Annotated in this window: 18 protein-coding genes; 7 read left to right on the top strand and 11 right to left on the bottom strand. The window is 67.3% G+C overall.

Annotation, left to right across the window (positions count from 1 at the left end):
* Nucleotides 1–177: 177 nt before the first annotated feature.
* The 6 genes from ACFVX4_RS15865 to ACFVX4_RS15840 all read right to left on the bottom strand — a co-directional run bounded on the left by ACFVX4_RS15865 (nucleotide 178) and on the right by ACFVX4_RS15840 (nucleotide 8,176).
* On the bottom strand, nucleotides 178–375 hold the full coding sequence (locus ACFVX4_RS15865; protein WP_371603475.1) for a hypothetical protein: 198 nt from the start codon (nucleotides 373–375) through the stop codon (nucleotides 178–180).
* A 90-nt stretch (nucleotides 376–465) separates the two neighbouring features.
* The gene (locus ACFVX4_RS15860; protein ID WP_389976830.1) at nucleotides 466–1,314 is read right to left on the bottom strand and encodes a helix-turn-helix domain-containing protein; all 849 of its coding nucleotides are present in this window, start codon (nucleotides 1,312–1,314) and stop codon (nucleotides 466–468) included.
* Between the two features lie 9 nt (nucleotides 1,315–1,323).
* On the bottom strand, nucleotides 1,324–1,842 hold the full coding sequence (locus ACFVX4_RS15855; RefSeq protein ID WP_389976827.1) for a DUF6879 family protein: 519 nt from the start codon (nucleotides 1,840–1,842) through the stop codon (nucleotides 1,324–1,326).
* Nucleotides 1,823–2,089, bottom strand: a complete 267-nt coding sequence (locus ACFVX4_RS15850; protein WP_326660491.1) for a hypothetical protein — start codon at nucleotides 2,087–2,089, stop codon at nucleotides 1,823–1,825. The genes ACFVX4_RS15855 and ACFVX4_RS15850 overlap by 20 nt, the downstream gene beginning before the upstream one ends.
* Before the next feature lie 1,479 nt (nucleotides 2,090–3,568).
* Nucleotides 3,569–5,161, bottom strand: coding sequence for a phage major capsid protein (locus tag ACFVX4_RS15845; RefSeq protein WP_389976824.1), 1,593 nt, complete (start codon nucleotides 5,159–5,161; stop codon nucleotides 3,569–3,571).
* A 1,257-nt stretch (nucleotides 5,162–6,418) separates the two neighbouring features.
* Nucleotides 6,419–8,176 (bottom strand): recombinase family protein, encoded by a 1,758-nt coding sequence (locus tag ACFVX4_RS15840; RefSeq protein ID WP_389976821.1) that lies wholly within the window; start codon nucleotides 8,174–8,176, stop codon nucleotides 6,419–6,421.
* Here ACFVX4_RS15840 and ACFVX4_RS15835 point away from each other — a divergent pair.
* The 4 genes from ACFVX4_RS15835 (at nucleotide 8,175) to ACFVX4_RS15820 (ending at nucleotide 10,657) form a co-directional block, all read left to right on the top strand.
* Nucleotides 8,175–8,342 (top strand): DUF4177 domain-containing protein, encoded by a 168-nt coding sequence (locus tag ACFVX4_RS15835; RefSeq protein ID WP_352183978.1) that lies wholly within the window; start codon nucleotides 8,175–8,177, stop codon nucleotides 8,340–8,342. The genes ACFVX4_RS15840 and ACFVX4_RS15835 overlap by 2 nt on opposite strands.
* A complete protein-coding gene (locus ACFVX4_RS15830; protein ID WP_389976818.1) occupies nucleotides 8,342–8,812 on the top strand; it encodes a RidA family protein in 471 nt (156 codons plus the stop codon). The genes ACFVX4_RS15835 and ACFVX4_RS15830 overlap by 1 nt, the downstream gene beginning before the upstream one ends.
* 124 nt (nucleotides 8,813–8,936) lie before the next feature.
* Entirely contained in the window at nucleotides 8,937–9,830 is an 894-nt protein-coding gene (locus ACFVX4_RS15825; protein WP_389976816.1) for an NUDIX hydrolase, read from the top strand.
* Nucleotides 9,827–10,657 carry an MBL fold metallo-hydrolase gene (locus ACFVX4_RS15820; protein ID WP_389976813.1) on the top strand — a complete coding sequence of 277 codons (831 nt, stop codon included), beginning with the start codon at nucleotides 9,827–9,829 and terminating at the stop codon, nucleotides 10,655–10,657. The genes ACFVX4_RS15825 and ACFVX4_RS15820 overlap by 4 nt, the downstream gene beginning before the upstream one ends.
* A gap of 155 nt (nucleotides 10,658–10,812) precedes the next feature.
* Here the strand turns inward: ACFVX4_RS15820 and ACFVX4_RS15815 are convergent, their stop codons facing one another.
* Nucleotides 10,813–11,487, bottom strand: a complete 675-nt coding sequence (locus tag ACFVX4_RS15815; protein WP_014046869.1) for a Crp/Fnr family transcriptional regulator — start codon at nucleotides 11,485–11,487, stop codon at nucleotides 10,813–10,815.
* A 313-nt stretch (nucleotides 11,488–11,800) separates the two neighbouring features.
* On the opposite strand from ACFVX4_RS15815, the gene nth reads away from it, so the two are divergent.
* The 3 genes from nth to ACFVX4_RS15800 all read left to right on the top strand — a co-directional run bounded on the left by nth (nucleotide 11,801) and on the right by ACFVX4_RS15800 (nucleotide 14,810).
* A complete protein-coding gene (gene nth / locus ACFVX4_RS15810) occupies nucleotides 11,801–12,628 on the top strand; it encodes an endonuclease III (protein ID WP_389976811.1) in 828 nt (275 codons plus the stop codon).
* Between the two features lie 96 nt (nucleotides 12,629–12,724).
* Nucleotides 12,725–13,516 carry an NUDIX hydrolase gene (locus tag ACFVX4_RS15805; protein WP_389976808.1) on the top strand — a complete coding sequence of 264 codons (792 nt, stop codon included), beginning with the start codon at nucleotides 12,725–12,727 and terminating at the stop codon, nucleotides 13,514–13,516.
* An 88-nt stretch (nucleotides 13,517–13,604) separates the two neighbouring features.
* Nucleotides 13,605–14,810, top strand: a complete 1,206-nt coding sequence (locus tag ACFVX4_RS15800) for a MarP family serine protease (RefSeq protein WP_389976805.1) — start codon at nucleotides 13,605–13,607, stop codon at nucleotides 14,808–14,810.
* A gap of 107 nt (nucleotides 14,811–14,917) precedes the next feature.
* On the opposite strand, the gene ACFVX4_RS15795 is transcribed toward ACFVX4_RS15800, so the two are convergent.
* The 4 genes from ACFVX4_RS15795 to nhaA form a co-directional block, all read right to left on the bottom strand.
* Nucleotides 14,918–15,121: a hypothetical protein gene (locus ACFVX4_RS15795; RefSeq protein ID WP_389976802.1), complete on the bottom strand. Its 204-nt coding sequence runs from the start codon at nucleotides 15,119–15,121 to the stop codon at nucleotides 14,918–14,920.
* 106 nt (nucleotides 15,122–15,227) lie between these two features.
* On the bottom strand, nucleotides 15,228–16,361 hold the full coding sequence (locus ACFVX4_RS15790) for an alpha/beta fold hydrolase (protein WP_389976799.1): 1,134 nt from the start codon (nucleotides 16,359–16,361) through the stop codon (nucleotides 15,228–15,230).
* A complete protein-coding gene (locus ACFVX4_RS15785) occupies nucleotides 16,358–16,891 on the bottom strand; it encodes a phage holin family protein (protein ID WP_389976796.1) in 534 nt (177 codons plus the stop codon). The genes ACFVX4_RS15790 and ACFVX4_RS15785 overlap by 4 nt, the downstream gene beginning before the upstream one ends.
* 47 nt (nucleotides 16,892–16,938) lie before the next feature.
* On the bottom strand, nucleotides 16,939–18,348 hold the full coding sequence (gene nhaA, locus ACFVX4_RS15780; RefSeq protein WP_389976793.1) for a Na+/H+ antiporter NhaA: 1,410 nt from the start codon (nucleotides 18,346–18,348) through the stop codon (nucleotides 16,939–16,941).
* Nucleotides 18,349–18,453 lie beyond the last annotated feature (105 nt).

Below are 18,453 nucleotides of genomic sequence, written 5' to 3'. Positions count from 1 at the left end.
GCAGAGTGCGCACCCCGCGAATCCGCAGCACCCGTCACACCAAATGGCGCGGTGTCCGGCGCACGTACCGCAGTAGGACGTGATCGGGGCAGGGGCAGGCGGGGCAGGCTTCGCAATCCGCATCCTCTGTCGTTGGGTCGGGGCTTTAGTGCGGGGCCGTTCCGGGGCCGTCGTCACCTAGTGCCCCTCGGGATGCCGCCGCAAGAACACGTTGCAATCCGTGACCGTGGTCATGTCACCGCCGACGCGTGCCCGATCCCGCACGTTCGCTAGTTCCACGCAACCCGCGCACCCCTCGACCGGGACCGGCTCCAACTCGCCGACCCTTAAAGGGAGTTCAACGGCCGCTGTGCTGTACCTCGTTGGCTCGGTCATGCCCGGCCCCTTCGAAGTCGTCCGTGTGACGACAACGCTAAGGAGCGCGTGAGCCCCACTCACAGCCGATTGCACGAGGTTGCACGCCAATCACCCCAGGGTGTCCATGGCCGATGTGATCAGCGCACGAGCGGGGGCACCGTAGAGGGCAAGCGCCGACAGTTCCGCGAAGGTCTCGGCGTACATGGCTACCTCGCTGGGCTGCGTGAGAGTGAGGTAGCCAGAGATCAACTCGACGTTGACTTGAGCCGCGTCATAGATCCAGAAGCCCTCAGCCGGCCAGCGCTCCCGATCCGGTCGCATGGGCACAACTCCCAAGCTGACATTGGGAAGTGAGGCAATCGAGATGAGGTGGCCAAGCTGTCCGGTCATGACGTCAGCGCCCCCGATGCCGGACCGCAACACCGACTCTTCAACGAGGAACGCGAAGCGGCGGTCACCCTCGTACAGGACCCGCTGACGCTCCATGCGCGCGCCAACCGCGTCGGCCACGTCGTCCACCAAGCCACGCCGTCGCTGGATCGCTTGAAGCGCTGCCGTCGTGTACGGCCGTGTCTGGATCATGCCGGGCACGAGCCATGACGAGTAGGACCGGAACCGCCGGGTGCGCTCGTACAGCGGCAAGCGGGCTTCCTGAGCCTGTTTGAGCCCGGCCCGCTCCATGCGCCGCCAACCGACCCACATGCCCTCAGCGGTCCGCAGCATGGCAATGAGATCTTCGGTGTGCCCTTCAGCCCCGCACGCCTTGCACCATGCCCGGATGTCGTCAGCGGACGGGGGCGTACGGGCGTTCATGATCCGGGATGACTTGGAACGGCTCCACTCGCAGCGCTCCGCTAGGTCGAGCCCGGACATGCCAGCATCCCGGCAGAGTTCCGCGAGTCGATCCGCGAGAGCCTGCCGGGCCTGCTGGGCACTGGAAGAAGCAGAAAGAGCCATGGTGCGCGATCAGCCCGGCCGGTACTCCGCGTGAAGAATAGCGCGCTCCCACGCTGCCTCGTAAGCCGCCGCGTACTGCGCGCCTAGCTCCGAGTCGTGGTGGACTTCCATACGCGCGCCGGTCCACTGACCCTCGCCGCTGAAGTGGTGCAGGATCACGGTTTCCGCGTCCATGACCCAGCCGTCCAGCGCTGGGAGCAACAGGCCACGGGCGTTCGAGCGGGGCAGCCACCTCACATCTTCGCCCGCTGCGACGTTCGTAAAGGTGCCGTCGTACTCGTAACGCACGTAGTCGCTCAGCGGCTCCGAGACGACGCGAAGGCGGCGCATGTGGACCCCCCGACCGGTCGTCTCAGCCACGACGTCCAGCCATGACCGCCACCACGACTCGCGGTCGTCCGGGTCGTACCGGTGCCCTTCCTGCCAACGGATGAACTCCGGGTCATCGCGCATGTAGCTGTCCCGCATCTCAAGGTGCATTGCTGAGCGCTGCGCCTTTGCGAGTGCTTCACGTACCGCTGTTGCCACCGTTGGCCTCACTGTCCGGGCGGGGGATGAACTGGAGCATGTTTGCGGGAAGCCGGATCACGCTTTCGTGGTCCGGAACATCGGTTGAGTGGCCGGGCACCGAACCGACTTCCTGAGCCTGCCGGACGGTGTCCGCGTCCGCCGTCCATGACTGAATGATCAGGTCGCCGGTCGTGTCGTCCAGCCAGATGGTGGGTGATCCGTCGTCCGGGGTGTTGGGCCAAATCCCCAGGAACTTTAGGGCCATTGGGCACTCCTTCGCCGAGTCGGTTGCACGTCCGTGCACGAGCGTCACCCCTACGCGTGATCAACGCAAGAGGGCAGGCCGGAACGCGCAGAAGCCCCGTAGACGGCCCAGGATCGTTCCCAGGTGCCTACGGGGCTTCGTTGTGGTGCAGGGCGCTCAGAACACGTCAGGGGCGCTTGCGCACCGGTATGCGTCGTGGACACCGCCCCAGGGGGTTTCGCCGTTTTCAGGTTCTGTACCGGTGTCGCGAATGAACGCGAGTCGGAAGAGCGGGTATTGCGGGTGTGCGGTCGGCTCCATTCCGCTGCGGGCGATCCGGTTGCCAAGCTCCGCCGTGGACTCAGTTACGGCCATTAAACCGCCTTCCCTTCGTCGTCAGTGGCGCGAAGTACCTTAGCGATCAGCGCGTCAAGGTCGTCAGCCCCGCCGGATTCCGACGGGTGCATTTCGTGCTTCAGAAGCTGTGCATCAATCTGTGCCAGGAAGCGAAGTGCGGGATGCGCGACGGCAACCCCAGCGGAACCGGGCACTAGAACACCCTGGGCGGCCACAGAAGACACGAGCGCATCCCATACGGCCCGAAGGTCATCCGTACGGCCATAGTCGTTCTCAGTGCCCGTAGGCGGCTTCAGGGGTGTCACGTTCCCCGCTGACGTTGTGGCGCGCTCAATCCGGTTAGCGCGCTTGCGGCAGGCGTCATCACACGTGGTCCTCCGGTGGTCCGAATCCTTCGGCAGTGCCTTTCCGCACGCCTTGCATAGTCGGTCGTTCATCTTTCCTCGAATCGTCGTGACGGCGGAGTTCGTGACACCCGGAAGGCCGGTCACTCACGGACGTGTTTTCCGAGCTGGGGCCGGGATCGCTGAGAGGTAATTCTCCGAACTTTTGGGGCGCATCCCATCCGACGCACAAAACATTTCTGGGCGCGTCCTGCCAGTAATGTGCGTAGGTCTCACGAGCGGGCCTCAGCCGGCGAACCAGTGACGCGCCACAAGAAAACCGCAACGATTGGCAGCACGATGCCCGCAAAGCTAATCACCGCGAGTAGCTAGACGCACCGCTTGCACACAATGCGCTGGACACCCCGAGCTGTGCGTTCTGCACCCTTGTGCTCAGGTTGGTAATCCACGCGCTCACACTTCGTGCAATACGTCGGCACAGCATGCGGGATTCTGCCGGTGGGCTTAACGCGTGCTTCTGCCCGCATCCACGATGGGCGCATGTAGGTAGGCCACTCGTCCAGCCCGACCCCCACCCCCGGTATCTGGCGGACGGGTTGCCATTCCAACACCCCCCTAGGGGTCGCATGCCCCTTTTCCGTCTTGCGTGCCCACTTCTGTGCAACGAGGAAGTCCGCAATGTCAGCGGGAACGCGCACCCGAACGCCGGAAGGTACCGGCCTACCGTCAATCAGTAGGCCGGTACCTGTCTCAACGAGAATGGGTGGCGCGCTGTCCGTGAACAGTTCGCCCATTGCCACTACGCAGCAGCAATGGTCATCTTGACGACGGCGGCAGCGTTCGGAACAGCAACGGCGGCGCGCATGATCGCACGGGCGCCAATGCCATCCTTGAAGAAGCCAGCATCCGAGGAAGTCTCGAACGTGGCATCCTTTCGGATTACCGCGTACAGCTCCGACGCGTCGTACACGAGAATCGTGTTCGCGTCCACGTAGGGAGAAACCTTCACCGGCACGCCTAGGATGCTTCGCGAAACCCCGTCGGTACCGCTGCCCGCACCCGCGCTGAGAAGCTGTCGATTAGTCGTGTCCTTCAGGCCGAGAAGCTGAGCCCAACGAGTCGGGTTCATGACCACGATAGATGGAATGGCCGAGACGTCCTCAAGCATTCCGAACGCCTCAGCGAACGGCGCAAGGTCGGCAGGCTCAGCAGTGAGCGCGAGAGTCTGAATACCAACGGTGTTGGCGATACCGGCGAACTTGTCGGCGCCAGCCACGCCGGTAAGAGCCTGCTTGTCGAAGCCCAGGGCCAGAGTTCGGAGCATGCTTCGGGAGATCGCGTTCAGCGAAACACCATCGGAGTCATTGACAAACTCACTCGACAGCATCTCAGCCGTTGCAATCTTCATGGGCTTCACGGAAAGCATTCCCGCAGCGAAACCGCCGGTCGGCAGATCCGCAAGCTCGCCGACGAAAGCCGGAGTGAAGTCAGAAGTGACAACCGGGGTTTTCCACTCAGAAGCGTTGGTTGCAACTCGGTTCACGCCGCTGGAAAGAACAACGGAACTGGGCGCCATGAGGTCCACGAAGTTCTTCGAGAACTCCGCCGGAGTAAAAGCCCCTGCGGTTCCCGCAGAAGTCAGGTTGCGAGACTCGGCAAGCCTTGCGTGAAGGAGGTCGCCGGCTGACGCCTTGCGGCCAATTGCGGCGCGCTCACTGGGCGACTTCATGGCACCCAGCGAAGCGGCTCGCTCGTGGTTATGCGCGTCCAGCTCCGCGCGCTTCTCGGAAATATCCGAATCTCGCTTCTCACCGAACGCCTCAGCGCCGCGAATCTCAGCGGCAAGCTTCTCGGCTCGCTCGCTCTCGGCCACGGCCTTACGGGCGGCGTCAACATCAATCATGGTCATGTTTCCTCTTTCAAGTGCGCGCGTCGAAACGGTCGCGTCGGGGTACGCGGGTGTGTGAACGGGGCCAAGCTCAAAGATGCGCATTGCGGTAACCGTGCGGTGTGGAATCTCGCCGCTGTAGTCCCATCGGTCTTCGTCACAGATGAAGGTGAACGACGACCCGTAGATGTCGCCGCGCTTCGTTAGCTCGTGGACGCTGCGGCCAAGCTCCGTATCCGGAAGGGCTACGTCGTAACGGATTCCGGTCTTGTCCACGGCCAGCGAAAGGGTGCCGGAGCGTGTGCGGCCCAAGACGTTGTTTGTGTCGTGGTTGTACGAGCAAAGGACGTCGTCACCGGGATTAACCCAAGCGTCGGGCGCGACGGATTCGGTGAATGGGCCAATTCGTGTGGCGGAGTTGAACACCACGGCATAGCCGCTTAGCTTCCGTGCGTCTTCTGCGCTGAGGGACTGGGGTGCGGCTCGTGTCTCAATATCGGTCAAGGTCGATCCTTTTCGTTGGTTCGCCGTGCAACCCGGCGCATTCCCTCAGCGGCAGTAACCTTCCGGCGACGCGTCATGCAGCCGTCGCATGTGAAGTTGCTACGTGGGTGGAACTGATTGCATGACACGCCGGTCCAGCAGGCGCGGCACGTGCGAAGTGGGATTTCGTTGCGCATGTGCTGCCTCCTCATGTCATGACGCGCTGAATAGTGGTTTGCGTAGTACGTTGCAACACGAGGTGCGCGACGCGCTGACATGGCTTCAAGCGCTGCGCGTGAGTAACGCATACGAGCCTTGAAAAACTCGCGCTCGTACCGGTGGGGTTCTGCGTTTTCGCGGTGCAGTCGATCGAAAGTCCGATGGCAGCGGGCGCACATCGCCCGGTAATGCGCCGTGTCGTTAGAGAAATGGCGACGCCTGTCAGTGCTCTCGTTCTCTTCTGCATGGTCGTAAGCCCAGTGATCGGCGTCGCCCCAGCACCAAACGCATTGATGAAGAGTCGCCGGCCCACGCTCGGCCCGGACGGCATTGTGTGCATTTTTGTAAGCGTCCATTGCGGGAGGTCTCATTCTGTGTGACGGCAGAAATGCGAAAAAGCCCCACCCAGGGAACTCCACAACGGGCCGTCACAGCCGTTGCGGAGCTCAACCCGGGTGGGGCTTCTCCATGCACGTAATTGCGACGCTGAGGCCGCGTCCACGTGCGAGGACGTTCAAAGGGCGGGTATGCGTGACGGCACCCGCGTAGCAACTTGCGTCGCTTCTACCTATTAGTAAGGGAGTCGGTTGCAGGTGCCGCCATTGCGAGCGGCGGACGATGGCTCCCTCTACCTATATGAAGGGAGTCGGTGACCTGCGTCGAATCGTATGAGGGGTTTTACCCTTCTGCCTGTATGAAGGGAGTGAGATACCCGGACAGCGGGAGCGGGAGCGGGGCGGTGACGGAGTGACGAAGGGCTTTGAAAACTGGATTGCAGCCTATGTATGTATGTGCTTTGTTGAATTTTAAGTATTTCCGTCACTCCGTCACATTCCCCAGGTCAGACCCCGTGACGCTGTCCCGCTGCGGTGACGCTGCTTGCCGCCGGGTGGTCGTGCAATGGATTGCGGGCCCGCCGAAGCCCTGAGAGTCGTTCTCCGCCCCGCTGAGCGCTTCGCCGTCCGCCGATAGCGCCGCACTCCTCGCAGCGCCGTACGCGGACATACAGAAGCCCCCGACCCTTGGTGCTGATCGGGGGCTGTGTGCTGGGAGAGGCGCTCAGTTCGCGGCAGTGGCTGACGTGGCCCAGTCGATTCGGGTTCGGGCGCGTACGTCTGAACGGGCGTTCTTACCCCGAGACTTCTCGGAAGGCAGAGCCTTGCGGACGGTGATCCGCTCAACGAAGCATGCGATGAACGCGCGCCGGTCGGCCAGGTCGGCACTGTGCCACCACGAGCCCGGTCCCATCGGGTCGCCGTTCGGTTCCTCGTGATTCAGCCATTCCGCAATGGGGAGTAGCGGCATATCGAGAGTTGCAAGTTCGGCGATTCGCTGTTCGGCGCCGGTCATGCGGGTCTCTTGTGCGACTACCTCGGACGCGAAGCGCTTCCGGCCGATCTCGTTGCCCATGTATGACGCCTGCATGTCGTACAGCGTCTCCAGGGCCCTTACGGCGTCGGCCCGTTCGGCAACGAGTGTGGCGCGCTCCTGAGCCCGTTCCGGGGCTTCCTGGGTCACGCCGAATCGCTCGGTGGCAGCGGCAATGAGTTCGAGCGTCTCCGGGTCGTCCTCAGCGGTGGCAATGAGAGCGAAGATGCGTCCGGCGACGTAGTCGTCAAGGGTGGCTTGCGAGATGGACACGCCGCCCTCGTGCTCTCCCGCTTTGGGCTGTACGCCACGCTGCCGCGCACATGAGTACGTGCCTCCCCGGGGCCTCTTGGACGCTCCGCCACCCATTGGGCGTCCGCACTCGCAGTACAGCGTTTCCATGGAACTGAGAAGCGTTGAGACGCGGCTTTCCCACTTCCGTGCCGGTCGCTTGTCCAACCACGCCTGCAACTCGAACCAGTCGGCCGGATCAAGAATCGGTTCCCATGCCTGAATCGGGTTGCCTGTGTCGTCACGAAGGATCTTGTATCCGACGACGGAAAGCTTGGCGGGGTTGCTCTTCTGGGGCTCGTAAATCGGCTCCGTCGCGAACCCTGCAAGGTGGGGGTGCCGAAGCATCGCAATCAGCGTGCTGTTGTGCCATTGCCCGTTCTTCGTGCGCTTGCCACGTGTCGCGCCTTGTGTCGGCACGCCTTCGCGGTTGAGCTGAGCCACGATGTTGCCGACGCTGCCCGGAGCTGAGCGCCCGGTTACTGCGACGCTCGGTACGTGGTTGTGGCGCTTGATCGTGTGCCACACGTCCCGGATGACGTCCGCTTGGGTCTTGTCCGTGTCGAGAACCTGAACGGCGACAGGGCGACCTTCGGAGTTCGTCCGGATCTCTTGCTGAAGTTTCCGGCCGTACGGTGCCTTGCCCCCGACGTAGCCCCCCAGGTCGCGCGCTGCCTTCGCGGCCCCCTTGACGGCGATGCTCTTGTTCTTGCTCTCCTGGTGAGCGGCGTCAAGGCGCATGATCAGGTGGATCAAGTCCATGAGGTTGCCCTTACGGAACTCACCTTCGGTGACGCTGACGATCACGACGCCGAGATTCAGAAGCTCCGTGACGATGGGGATCGCGTCCAGCGGCTCCATGCGAGACAGGCGGGACACGTAGTACACGATGATCATGTTCACGCGTCCGGCGCGGCAGTCGCGTAGCAGCCGCTCGAAGTCCGGTCGGACCTTGCCGCTGAACGCTGAGATGCCGATGTCTTCGTAGTGGCCGCACCACACTGCCTCGCCCGTGACCTCATCGAATCGGGCCTTGTTGGCGGCGCGCTGCGACGCGGGGCTAGCCTCGCTCTTGTTCTCTCGTGCGGCTGATTGCCGCGTATAGCCTGCTGCGTGAACGGTCATCCCGGTCACAGCCTTCGAAATCATGGGGTTCATGGTGTCACCTGTAAAGTACGAATACGCGACCGTGCCCCTTCTCGTGCACGCGACCAAGCAGATTCTGGACACCTGGGGCGAGGACGGCTGGGAGCTGGTCCAGGTCGTTCCCGGCCCGAACAACCCCGAGCAGCTCGTGGCCTACCTGAAGCGGGAGAAGGCGTAGTGGCGGGCGCCGTCGAGGCGAAGCTCGCCGAGCTCGGGCTGACACTGCCGGACGTCGTGCCGCCGCTGGCCTCGTACCAGCCGGCCGTGCAGTCGGGGGTGTACGTGTACACCTCGGGCCAGCTGCCGATGGTGGACGGCAAGCTCGCGGTCACCGGCAAGGTCGGTGCGGAAGTCACGTCCGACGAGGCCAAGGAACTGGCGAAGACCTGCGCGCTCAACGCGCTGGCCGCCGTGAAGTCGATCGCGGGCGACCTGGACCGGATCGCGCGGGTGGTGAAGGTCGTGGGCTTCGTCGCCTCGGCGTCCGACTTCACCGGGCAGCCCGCCGTGATCAACGGCGCCAGTGAGCTGCTGGGCGCGGTGCTCGGCGACAAGGGCGTGCACGCGCGCAGCGCGGTGGGCGTCGCGGTGCTGCCGCTGGACGCGCCGGTGGAGGTCGAGGTCCAGGTCGAGCTGGTCGGGGCCTAGGGTCTTTCACCGCGTTTTCCGATCCCGTCCGGTCGTCATGACCGGGCGGGATCATCTGTGTACGGGGCATGTACGGATCAGTGGACCCCTCGAACATCGGCGCGGTTCCGGATAACCTCCGGCCATGTCCAATGGTCAGTGGTACCCACCGGAATGGCCCGACCGGATCCGGGCACTCGCCGCAGGTGAGCTGACGGCCGCGACCCCGAAGCGGGCCGCCACCGTGATGCTGCTCCGGGATTCCGCCGCTGACACCGAGGGCGGTCCCACCGTCCACATGCTGCGCCGCCGCGCCTCCATGGCATTTGCCGGCGGGGCGTACGCCTATCCGGGTGGCGGGGTCGACCCGCGTGACGACGACCGGCTCGTCGGCTGGGCCGGACCCCCGCTGGAGACCTGGGCCGAGCGGCTCGGCGTCGGGACTCCGGCCGAGGCCCAGGCCATCGTCTGTGCGGCGGTCCGTGAGACGTACGAGGAGGCGGGCGTCCTCCTCGCGGGTCCGGGCGCCGACACGGTGGTCAGCGACACCACCGGTGCCGACTGGGAGGCCGACCGGGAGGCACTGGTCGCCCGCGAGCTGTCGTTCGCCGAGTTCCTGGACCGGCGCGGTCTGGTGCTGCGCTCGGATCTGCTGGGTGCCTGGGCACGTTGGATCACCCCCGAGTTCGAGCCCCGCCGCTACGACACCTGGTTCTTCGTCGCCGCGCTCCCCGAGGGCCAGCGCACCCGCAACGCCTCCACGGAGGCCGACCGCACGGTGTGGATCGAGCCCGGCGAGGCGGCCGACGGATACGACAGGGGCGAGCTGCTGATGATGCCGCCGACCGTGTCGACGCTGCGGGCGCTGAGGCCGTACGGGACGGCCGCCGAGGCCCTGAAGGCGGCGGATTCCCAGGACCTCGCGCCCGTACTGGCACAGGCGCGGCTGAAGGGCGACGAGTTGGTGCTGAGCTGGCCGGGACACGATGAGTTCACCAAGCACATCCCGAGCGGCGGCGCGGGCGGTGAGGCCGTATGAGCGAGGCCGCGGCCCTTCCGGGACAGCCGCGCGGCGGGGTCCTGTCCGGCCCCGCCACCAGCCGTGCCGTCAATGTCCTCGCCCCCAACGCCTCGCCGATGACGCTGGACGGCACCAACACCTGGATCGTCGCCGAGCCCGGCTCCGACCTCGCGGTCGTCATCGACCCGGGCCCGCTGGACGACGCGCATCTGCGGGCCGTCATCGACACCGCCGAGCGGGCCGGCCGCCGGATCGCGCTCACCCTGCTCACCCACGGGCACCCCGACCACGCGGAGGGCGCGGCGCGGTTCGCCGAGCTGACCCGTACGAAGGTGCGTGCCCTGGACCCGGCGCTGCGGCTGGGCGACGAGGGGCTGACCACGGGCGATGTGATCACCACCGGTGGCCTGGAGCTCCGGGTCGTACCGACCCCCGGGCACACCGCGGACTCGCTCTCCCTCCATCTGCCCGCCGACCGGGCGGTGCTGACGGGAGACACGATTCTCGGGCGCGGCACCACGGTCGTCGCGCATCCGGACGGGCGGCTCGGCGACTACCTCGACTCGCTGCGGAGACTGCGCTCGCTGACCGTCGACGACGGCGTGCACACGGTGCTGCCGGGGCACGGTCCGGTGCTGGACGACGCGCAGGGCGCGGTCGAGTTCTACCTCGCGCATCGCGCACACCGGCTGGCCCAGGTGGAGACGGCGGTCGAGGCCGGGCACCGGACGGCGTCGGAGGTGGTGGCGCAGGTGTACGCGGACGTGGACCGGTCCCTGTGGCCCGCCGCGGAGCTCTCGGTGCTGGCTCAGCTGGAGTATCTGGGCGAGCACGGGCTCATCTGACCTGACCTGACCTGGTCGGATTTGGCCTGACCGGCTTCACCGGCTTCACCGGCCTGACCGGCTTCACCGGCTTCGGCCTGCGGCGGAAACGCGGCAAGGCCCCGCCGGGCGGCGGGGCCTTGCGTACGGGTGCGGAGGTGGCGTCCCCGGTCCGGCTAGCGGGACCGCTTCGCCAGGCGCTCCACGTCCAGCAGGATCACGGCGCGCGCCTCCAGGCGCAGCCAGCCGCGTCCGGCGAAGTCGGCGAGCGCCTTGTTGACCGTCTCGCGGGAGGCGCCGACCAGCTGGGCCAGCTCTTCCTGGGTCAGGTCGTGGACGACGTGGATGCCTTCCTCCGACTGGACGCCGAAGCGGCGCGACAGGTCGAGGAGGGCGCGGGCGACACGGCCCGGTACGTCGGAGAAGACCAGGTCGGACATCTGGTCGTTGGTCTTGCGCAGGCGGCGGGCGACGGCGCGCAGCAGGGCCGTGGCCACCTCGGGACGGGCGTTCAGCCAGGGCTGCAGGTCGCCGTGGCCCAGGCCGAGGAGCTTGACCTCGGTCAGCGCCGTCGCGGTGGCGGTGCGGGGGCCCGGGTCGAAGAGCGACAGCTCACCGATCAGCTCGCCGGGGCCGAGGACCGCCAGCATGTTCTCGCGTCCGTCGGGGGAGGTGCGGTGGAGCTTCACCTTGCCCTCGGTGACCACGTAGAGGCGGTCGCCCGGGTCGCCCTCGTGGAAGAGCGCGTCGCCGCGTGCGAGGGTCACCTCACTCATCGAGGCGCGGAGCTCCGCGGCCTGCTCATCATCGAGCGCCGCGAAAAGCGGGGCGCGCCGCAGAACGTCGTCCACGAGTTCTCTCCTTGTCGGCCTGTTCAGGGAACCGTGGTCCCCATCATGCCGGACGGTAAAACAGTGCGATCAATCACAAACCAGTTTGACGCACGGGCGTGCCCAACCGTGCGGCAGGGGGCCGATTGGGGGTGGATACACGGTGACAGGGGCGGATGTCAGTGCGTGGCTCTAGGCTGGCCGGGTGTCCAAATCGCCGGTGAGAGCGCAGGCCAAGGGGGCTGATGGGGTGTCGGAAGGCCGTGATTCCGCTGTGGGCGAACAGGGTGCGATTCGCCCGGAAAAAGCGACAAAACGCCCCGTGGGGGAGTCGGTGAAACGCCCCGCGAAGGCGAAGCCCGCAGGAGCGGCGGGAGCGGCAGGAGCGGGACGGAAGCCGGAATCGCGTCTGGCGATGGTGCGCCGCGCCCGCAGGATCAACCGCGAGCTCGCCGAGCTCTATCCCTACGCCCACCCCGAGCTGGACTTCAGGAACCCCTTCGAGCTCCTGGTCGCCACGGTCCTCTCCGCCCAGACCACCGATCTGAGGGTCAACCAGACCACCCCCGCGCTCTTCGCCGCCTACCCCACCCCCGAGGACATGGCCGCGGCCGTCCCGGAGGAGATGGAGGAGCTCATCCGGCCGACCGGTTTCTTCCGGGCCAAGACCAAGTCGCTGATAGGCCTCTCCGTGGCGCTCAGGGACAATTTCGGCGGCGAGGTACCAGGCCGGCTCGCCGATCTCGTCACGCTTCCGGGGGTCGGCCGCAAGACCGCCAATGTCGTTCTGGGCAATGCCTTCGGCGTCCCCGGGATCACCGTCGACACCCATTTCGGCCGGCTGGTCCGCCGCTGGAAGTGGACGGAGCAGGAGGATCCGGAGAAGGTCGAGGCCGAGATCGCCACGATCTTCCCCAAGAGCGAGTGGACGATGCTCTCGCACCGGGTCGTCTTCCACGGCCGCCGCATCTGCCATGCCCGTAAGCCCGCCTGCGGCGCCTGCCCGATCGCCCCGCTCTGCCCCGCGTACGGCGAGGGCGAGACGGACCCGGAGAAGGCCAGGAAGTTGCTGAAGTACGAGATGGGCGGCCAGCCGGGCCAGCGGCTGAGCCCGCCGGCGGACTACCCGGGCAAGCCCGCGCCGCCCCTCGGGGCAGGCTGACGCAGGGCGCCGAATCCAGGGCCGACGTATTGCGCCGGCTCCGGAGCAGCCGGAACGAAATGCGTGACGACAGGCGTTGTGAGACGAGGGGTGCCTATGAAGACGCACGAACAGAGCACGGAAGCGGCAGCCGCGCCGCCCGCTGCGGGAAACCCGGCGGCGGTCAGTCCCGCCGCGGCGGTCGCGGCGGCTGCCGCCGCGGCAGGCGCCGGTGAGGACGCGGCGATCACCGTCACGGCCGAGGGCCTGCCCGCGTGGCTCGACCCCGTGGCCCGCGCCGCGCGGACGATCGAGCCCGACCAGCTCAGCCGCTTCCTGCCGCCGGAGAGCGGTGCCGGGCGGCAGTCCGCCGTACTCGTACTCTTCGGCGAGGGCGAGCGCGGTCCCGAGCTGCTCCTCATGGAGCGATCCGGAAGCCTGCGTTCCCATGCCGGGCAGCCGTCCTTCCCCGGCGGCTCCCTGGACCCGGAAGACGGCGACCAGGCGACGACAGGGCCGCTCAGGGCCGCTCTGCGGGAGGCCCGGGAAGAGACCGGCCTCGATCCGCGCGGCGTTCAGATCTTCGGCGTGCTGCCCCGGCTCTACATCCCCGTGAGCGGCTTCGTGGTGACGCCGGTCCTCGGCTGGTGGCGCTCGCCGAGTCCGGTCGGTGTCGTCGATCCGGGTGAGACGGCCCGCGTCTTCACCGTTCCCGTGGCGGATCTCACGGATCCAGCCAACCGCGCAACCACGGTCCATCCGAGCGGCCACCGAGGCCCGGCATTTCTGGTCGAATCCGCCCTGGTGTGGGGTTTCACGGCCGGAGTGATCGACCGCATTCTGCACTTCGCGGGCTGGGAGCGCCCCTGGGACACCGCCAAGCAGGTGCCGCTCGACTGGCGCGCATGACAGGCTGACTCCCGTGCTGCGCTGTCCGGCCCCGCCCGGACCCAGCCGAAGCAACGGGCCCGGTGACGAATCTGCGAGGCTATAGACGGTGAACGTGCTGGACATCCTGCTGCTGGCCGGCGCCGTGTGGTTCGCGGTCATCGGTTACCGACAGGGGTTCGTCGTCGGCATCCTGTCGGTGATCGGGTTCCTGGGCGGCGGTCTCGTCGCCGTCTATCTGCTGCCGATCCTGTGGGACCAACTGACGAACGGCTCCGAGGTCTCGTCGACGGCTGCCGTCGTCGCCGTCGTCATCGTGATCGTCTGCGCCTCTGTGGGCCAGGCATTCACCACCCACCTCGGCAACAAGCTCCGCCGGTACATCACGTGGTCGCCCGCGCGCGCCCTCGACGCCACCGGCGGCGCCCTGGTCAACGTCGTCGCGATGCTGCTGGTCGCCTGGCTGATCGGCTCCGCGCTGGCCGGCACCTCACTGCCGACGCTGGGCAAGGAGGTCCGCAGCTCCTCGGTCCTGCTCGGCATCTCCCGGGTGATGCCCGCGCAGGCCTCCACCTGGTTCACGGACTTTTCCTCGGTCCTCGCGCAGAACGGCTTCCCGCAGGTCTTCAGCCCGTTCGCCAACGAGCCGATCACCGAGGTCCAGGCCCCGGACCCGGCGCTGGTGGGCAGCCCCGTCGCGGCCCGCGCCAAGAAGTCCATCGTCAAGGTCGTCGGCACGGCCCCGAGCTGCGGCAAGGTCCTCGAAGGCACCGGCTTCGTCTTCTCCGACCGCCGGGTGATGACCAACGCGCATGTCGTCGGCGGCGTCGACGAACCCACCGTCCAGATCGGCGGCCAGGGCCGGCTGTACGACGCGAAGGTCGTCCTGTACGACTGGCGGCGCGACATTGCCGTGCTCGACGTACCGGACCTCGACGCGAAGCCGCTGAAGTTCGCCGACACCGACCACGACGCCCGGACGGGGAACGGCGCCATCGTCGCGGGCTTCCCGGAGAACGGCTCGTACGACGTACGGGCCGCGCGCGTGCGGGGCCGTATCGGCGCCAAGGGCCCGGACATCTACCACCGGGGCACCGTCCGCCGCGATGTGTACTCGCTCTACGCGACGGTCCGTCAGGGCAACTCCGGCGGACCGCTGCTGACCCCCGGCGGCGAGGTGTACGGCGTCGTCTTCGCGAAGTCGCTCGACGACCCCGACACCGGCTACGCGCTGACGGCCGACGAGATCCGCCAGGACATCAAGCGCGGCCGATCCGCCAACCAGCAGGTCGACAGCCAGGCGTGCGCGCTCTGAGCGCCGGTCCGGCAATACCCGGGCGCAGCGCGGTGCGCCGAGGCCGGGGGAGTCGTGGTGAAGTCCCGCCCGGCCGGTGAGCGTTCACCGGCCGACCGGGGCGGAGATCATCCGCGTGGATGGCGCAGCCGCGCCGAGACCCAGCGGGCCCGACGGCGCAGAATGCGCGGGATACCGAGCTGGGGATCACGCAGAACATGCATCTCGTGCACCCGGCCCTGGGGGCCGCCCCCCTCATGAGTGCTCAAACCCGCCGTGGCGGTCGAGCGACGGTTGCGTGCTGTGTCACCGAAGTCGTGCGTCCAGCCCATACCGGGACGTCTGCCCGTGCCTCATGGTCGGTAACCGCCCATCCGTCAGCCAATTGGCCTATGCGCCGGGCAATTGGCTGTTCGTCGGACAACTGTGCCCGTACGTCTACCGATCGGGCTCGGGATCCTTGAGCCAGCTGATGAGTTCGGCTGAGAACCCGGCCGGATCCTCCTCGTGGGGGAAGTGCCCCAGACCGTCGAAAAGTCGCCAACGGTACGGCGCTTCGACGTACTCGCCGGACCCCGCCGCGCTTCGCGTGCGGATCGCCGGATCGAGTGAACCGTGCAGATGCAGCGTCGGTACCCGCACCGGCAGTTTCATCCGCCGGTTGAACTGGATTCCGTCCGGACGGGCGAGGGAACGCACCATCCAGCGGTACGGCTCGATCGAGCAGTGCGCCGTCGACGGGATGCACATCGCGCGCCGGTAGACGTCCACCGTCGCGTCGTCGGGGAAGTCCGGGGTCCGGGGGCCTGCCCATTCGTGGATCAGCTGGCCGACCAACGCCGCGTCGTCGGCGACGAGCTGACGCTCGGGCACCCACGGGCGCTGGAAGCCCCAGATGTACGAGCCGGCCCGGGACTGCGCGAAGTCGGACAGCATCGAGGAACGCCAGCGGCGCGGATGCGGCATCGAGGAGACCACGAGGCGGCGCACCAGCTTCGGACGCATCACCGCGGCCGTCCAGGCGAGGTAGCCGCCCATGTCATGGCCGACCAGGGCCGCGTCCGGTTCGCCGAGCGAGCGGATCACGCCGGTGATGTCGAGCGCCAGGTTGGCGGGGTCATAACCCCGGGGCGTACGGTCGCTGCCGCCGACTCCGCGCAGGTCCATCGCGACGGCCCGGAAACCGGCGTCGGCCAGCGCGGTGAGCTGGTGGCGCCAGGTCCACCAGAACTGCGGGAAGCCGTGCAGCAGCAGCACCAGCGGACCCTCGCCGAGCTCGGCGATGTGGAAGCGGGCGCCGTTGGCCGCCACGTCCCGGTGGGTCCACGGCCCGTCGATCCGCACGGGCCCGCCGGAGCCGACCGGGGCGGGCGAGCCGCCCGGGGCGTTCGAGCCTTCCGGGACCGTCGAGCCCGGGGTGGCTGGGTTGTCCGAGCCCGTCCGGTCTTTCTGCCCTGCCCGGTCGTTCGAGCCTGCCCGGCCGTCCCTGCCCGCAGGGACTGCCTGACCTTCCGGGCCTGTGGGGCCTACCGGGCCTACTGGGCCGAATGCGCTGGAATCGGGGACCGTCATGTGGACGAGCGTGCCACAGCGGAGGCCTTGTCCTGGACCGGAGCCTTCTCCATGGCCGTGCCCGCCAGTGTGCTGCCCGAGACGGCCGGACGGCTCGTCCCCGCCGTGACGGCGGGCCGCGGGTGTGGCTTGATGCCCTGCAGCACGGCCGCCGTCTGCTTCGCCGAAGCGATGGACTTCTCCGGCGGCTTCAGCTTCTTGAGCTTGGCCACGGCGAACAGCGCGAGCAGCAGCGCCAGCACGATGAAGGCGGCGCCCACGATCAGGAACGACCAGGCGAGCGCGAGCCCCAGATTGTGGATCCCGTATGCCGCCGCGAAGGTCAGCACCGGCACCGCGAACAGGATCAGTACGCCCGCGACGATGAACGCCACGCTTCCGATGGCGCCGCGCCTGACGTCCTGTCGTACCTCGGCCTTGGCCAGGGCGATCTCGTCGTGCACCAGTGCGGACATCTCGGCTGTCGCCGCGGCGACCAGCTGCCCGAGACTGCGGTCGGCGCTGCCCGCGTTGTTGCCGGGGTCGCTCATCCCTGACTCCCTCTCCTGTTCTGCTGCTCAACACATCTGGTGTCAGATCATGCCGGACTGTCCGGCTCGCTGCTCGCTGCCCCCGCCAGTTGGGCAAGGCGGCGGTGCTCGGCCGCCTTCTTCTCATGGATCGCGGCCATCCGCAGGTGGTACTCCGGATCGTCCTGCTCGTAGATGTCCGGCACCCCGTCCTCGTCCTCGTCGAGCTCCTCCGCCTCGTGCAGCGCCCGGTATCTGCGTACCCGGAGTTTGAGCAGTACACCGGAGAGTACGGCGGCTGTCAGGGAGCCGAGCAGCACGGCGGCCTTGGTCTCGTTGATCATGTCCTCGTCGCCGGCGAAGGCCAGCTCACCGATGAGCAGCGAGACGGTGAAGCCGATCCCGGCGAGCGTGGCGACCGCGAAGACATCCGCCCAGGCCAGGTCCTTGTTCAGCTCCGCCTTGGTGAAGCGGGCGGCCAGCCATGTACCGCCGAAGATGCCCACGGTCTTGCCGACGACGAGGCCCAGGACGACACCGAGCGTCTCGGGCCGGGTGAAGACGTCCGCCAGCGCGCCGCCGGAGAGGGAGACACCGGCCGAGAAGAGGGCGAACAGCGGCACGGCGAAACCGGCCGACAGCGGGCGGATCAGGTGCTCGATGTGCTCGCCGGGCGAGTGGTTCTCGCCGTCCCGCCGGGTGCAGCGGAGCATCAGGCCCATGGCGACACCGGCGATCGTGGCGTGGATGCCGCTGTTGTACATCAGGCCCCAGATGACCAGGGCGAGCGGTACGTAGATGTACCAGCCGCGCACGTTCCTGCGCAGCAGCAGATAGAAGACGGCCAGCCCGACGAAGGCGCCGATCAGCGCCATGAAGTCGATCTTCTCGGTGAAGAAGACCGCGATGATCAGGATCGCGAAGAGGTCGTCGACGACGGCGAGGGTCAGCAGGAAGGCGCGCAGCGCGTTCGGCAGCGAGGTGCCGATGACCGCGAGTACGGCGAGCGCGAAGGCGATGTCGGTGGCGGTGGGGACGGCCCAGCCGTCCGTCGAACCTCCGCCGACCACGTTGACCAGGGTGTAGACGACGGCCGGAACCGCCATTCCGCACAGCGCGGCGACGACCGGGAGGGCGGCCGCCTTGGGGTCGCGCAGTTCGCCCGCGACCAGTTCCCGTTTGAGCTCGACGCCCGCGACGAAGAAGAAGATCGCGAGCAGCCCGTCCGCCGCCCAGTGCGCCACGGAGAGGTTGAGGCCCAGCGACTCCGGGCCGAAGTGGAACCCGCTGACGGACGCGTAACTGGAGCCGAAGGTGTTCGCCCACACCAGGGCGGCTATCGCCGCGGCCAGCAGGATGATGCCGCCGACGGTCTCGGTGCGCAGGGCGTCCGCGAGGTAGTTCCGCTCGGGGAGGGACAGCCGCGCGAGAAAGGTGCGACGGGGCGGAGACGGGGGTGCGGGGGTGGGCGCGGCCACGAGTGGAGACCTCCGGGTCGGTACGGCAGCGATGGCATGGCTGATGCACTTGCCGACCAGACTTCCCGGCACCCCTGTGGAGTTTTTTTAATACTTCATTGACGC

The sequence above is a fragment of the Streptomyces sp. NPDC058240 genome, from assembly GCF_042882135.1.
GTDB lineage: Bacteria > Actinomycetota > Actinomycetes > Streptomycetales > Streptomycetaceae > Streptomyces.
Note: the sequence above shows the minus strand (reverse complement) of the source record. Positions and strands in the feature narration are given on the sequence as shown.

What these genes read in the sequence shown, in the direction of transcription:
- ACFVX4_RS15865 (WP_371603475.1), bottom strand. Translation starts at nt 375, where the DNA reads ATGACCGAGCCAACGAGGTACAGCACAGCGGCCGTTGAACTCCCTTTA.
- ACFVX4_RS15860 (WP_389976830.1), bottom strand. Translation starts at nt 1,314, where the DNA reads ATGGCTCTTTCTGCTTCTTCCAGTGCCCAGCAGGCCCGGCAGGCTCTC.
- ACFVX4_RS15850 (WP_326660491.1), bottom strand. Translation starts at nt 2,089, where the DNA reads ATGGCCCTAAAGTTCCTGGGGATTTGGCCCAACACCCCGGACGACGGA.
- ACFVX4_RS15835 (WP_352183978.1), top strand. Translation starts at nt 8,175, where the DNA reads ATGGTGTCACCTGTAAAGTACGAATACGCGACCGTGCCCCTTCTCGTG.
- ACFVX4_RS15840 (WP_389976821.1), bottom strand. Translation starts at nt 8,176, where the DNA reads ATGAACCCCATGATTTCGAAGGCTGTGACCGGGATGACCGTTCACGCA.
- ACFVX4_RS15825 (WP_389976816.1), top strand. Translation starts at nt 8,937, where the DNA reads ATGTCCAATGGTCAGTGGTACCCACCGGAATGGCCCGACCGGATCCGG.
- ACFVX4_RS15820 (WP_389976813.1), top strand. Translation starts at nt 9,827, where the DNA reads ATGAGCGAGGCCGCGGCCCTTCCGGGACAGCCGCGCGGCGGGGTCCTG.
- ACFVX4_RS15805 (WP_389976808.1), top strand. Translation starts at nt 12,725, where the DNA reads ATGAAGACGCACGAACAGAGCACGGAAGCGGCAGCCGCGCCGCCCGCT.
- ACFVX4_RS15795 (WP_389976802.1), bottom strand. Translation starts at nt 15,121, where the DNA reads ATGGGCTGGACGCACGACTTCGGTGACACAGCACGCAACCGTCGCTCG.
- ACFVX4_RS15790 (WP_389976799.1), bottom strand. Translation starts at nt 16,361, where the DNA reads ATGACGGTCCCCGATTCCAGCGCATTCGGCCCAGTAGGCCCGGTAGGC.
- ACFVX4_RS15785 (WP_389976796.1), bottom strand. Translation starts at nt 16,891, where the DNA reads ATGAGCGACCCCGGCAACAACGCGGGCAGCGCCGACCGCAGTCTCGGG.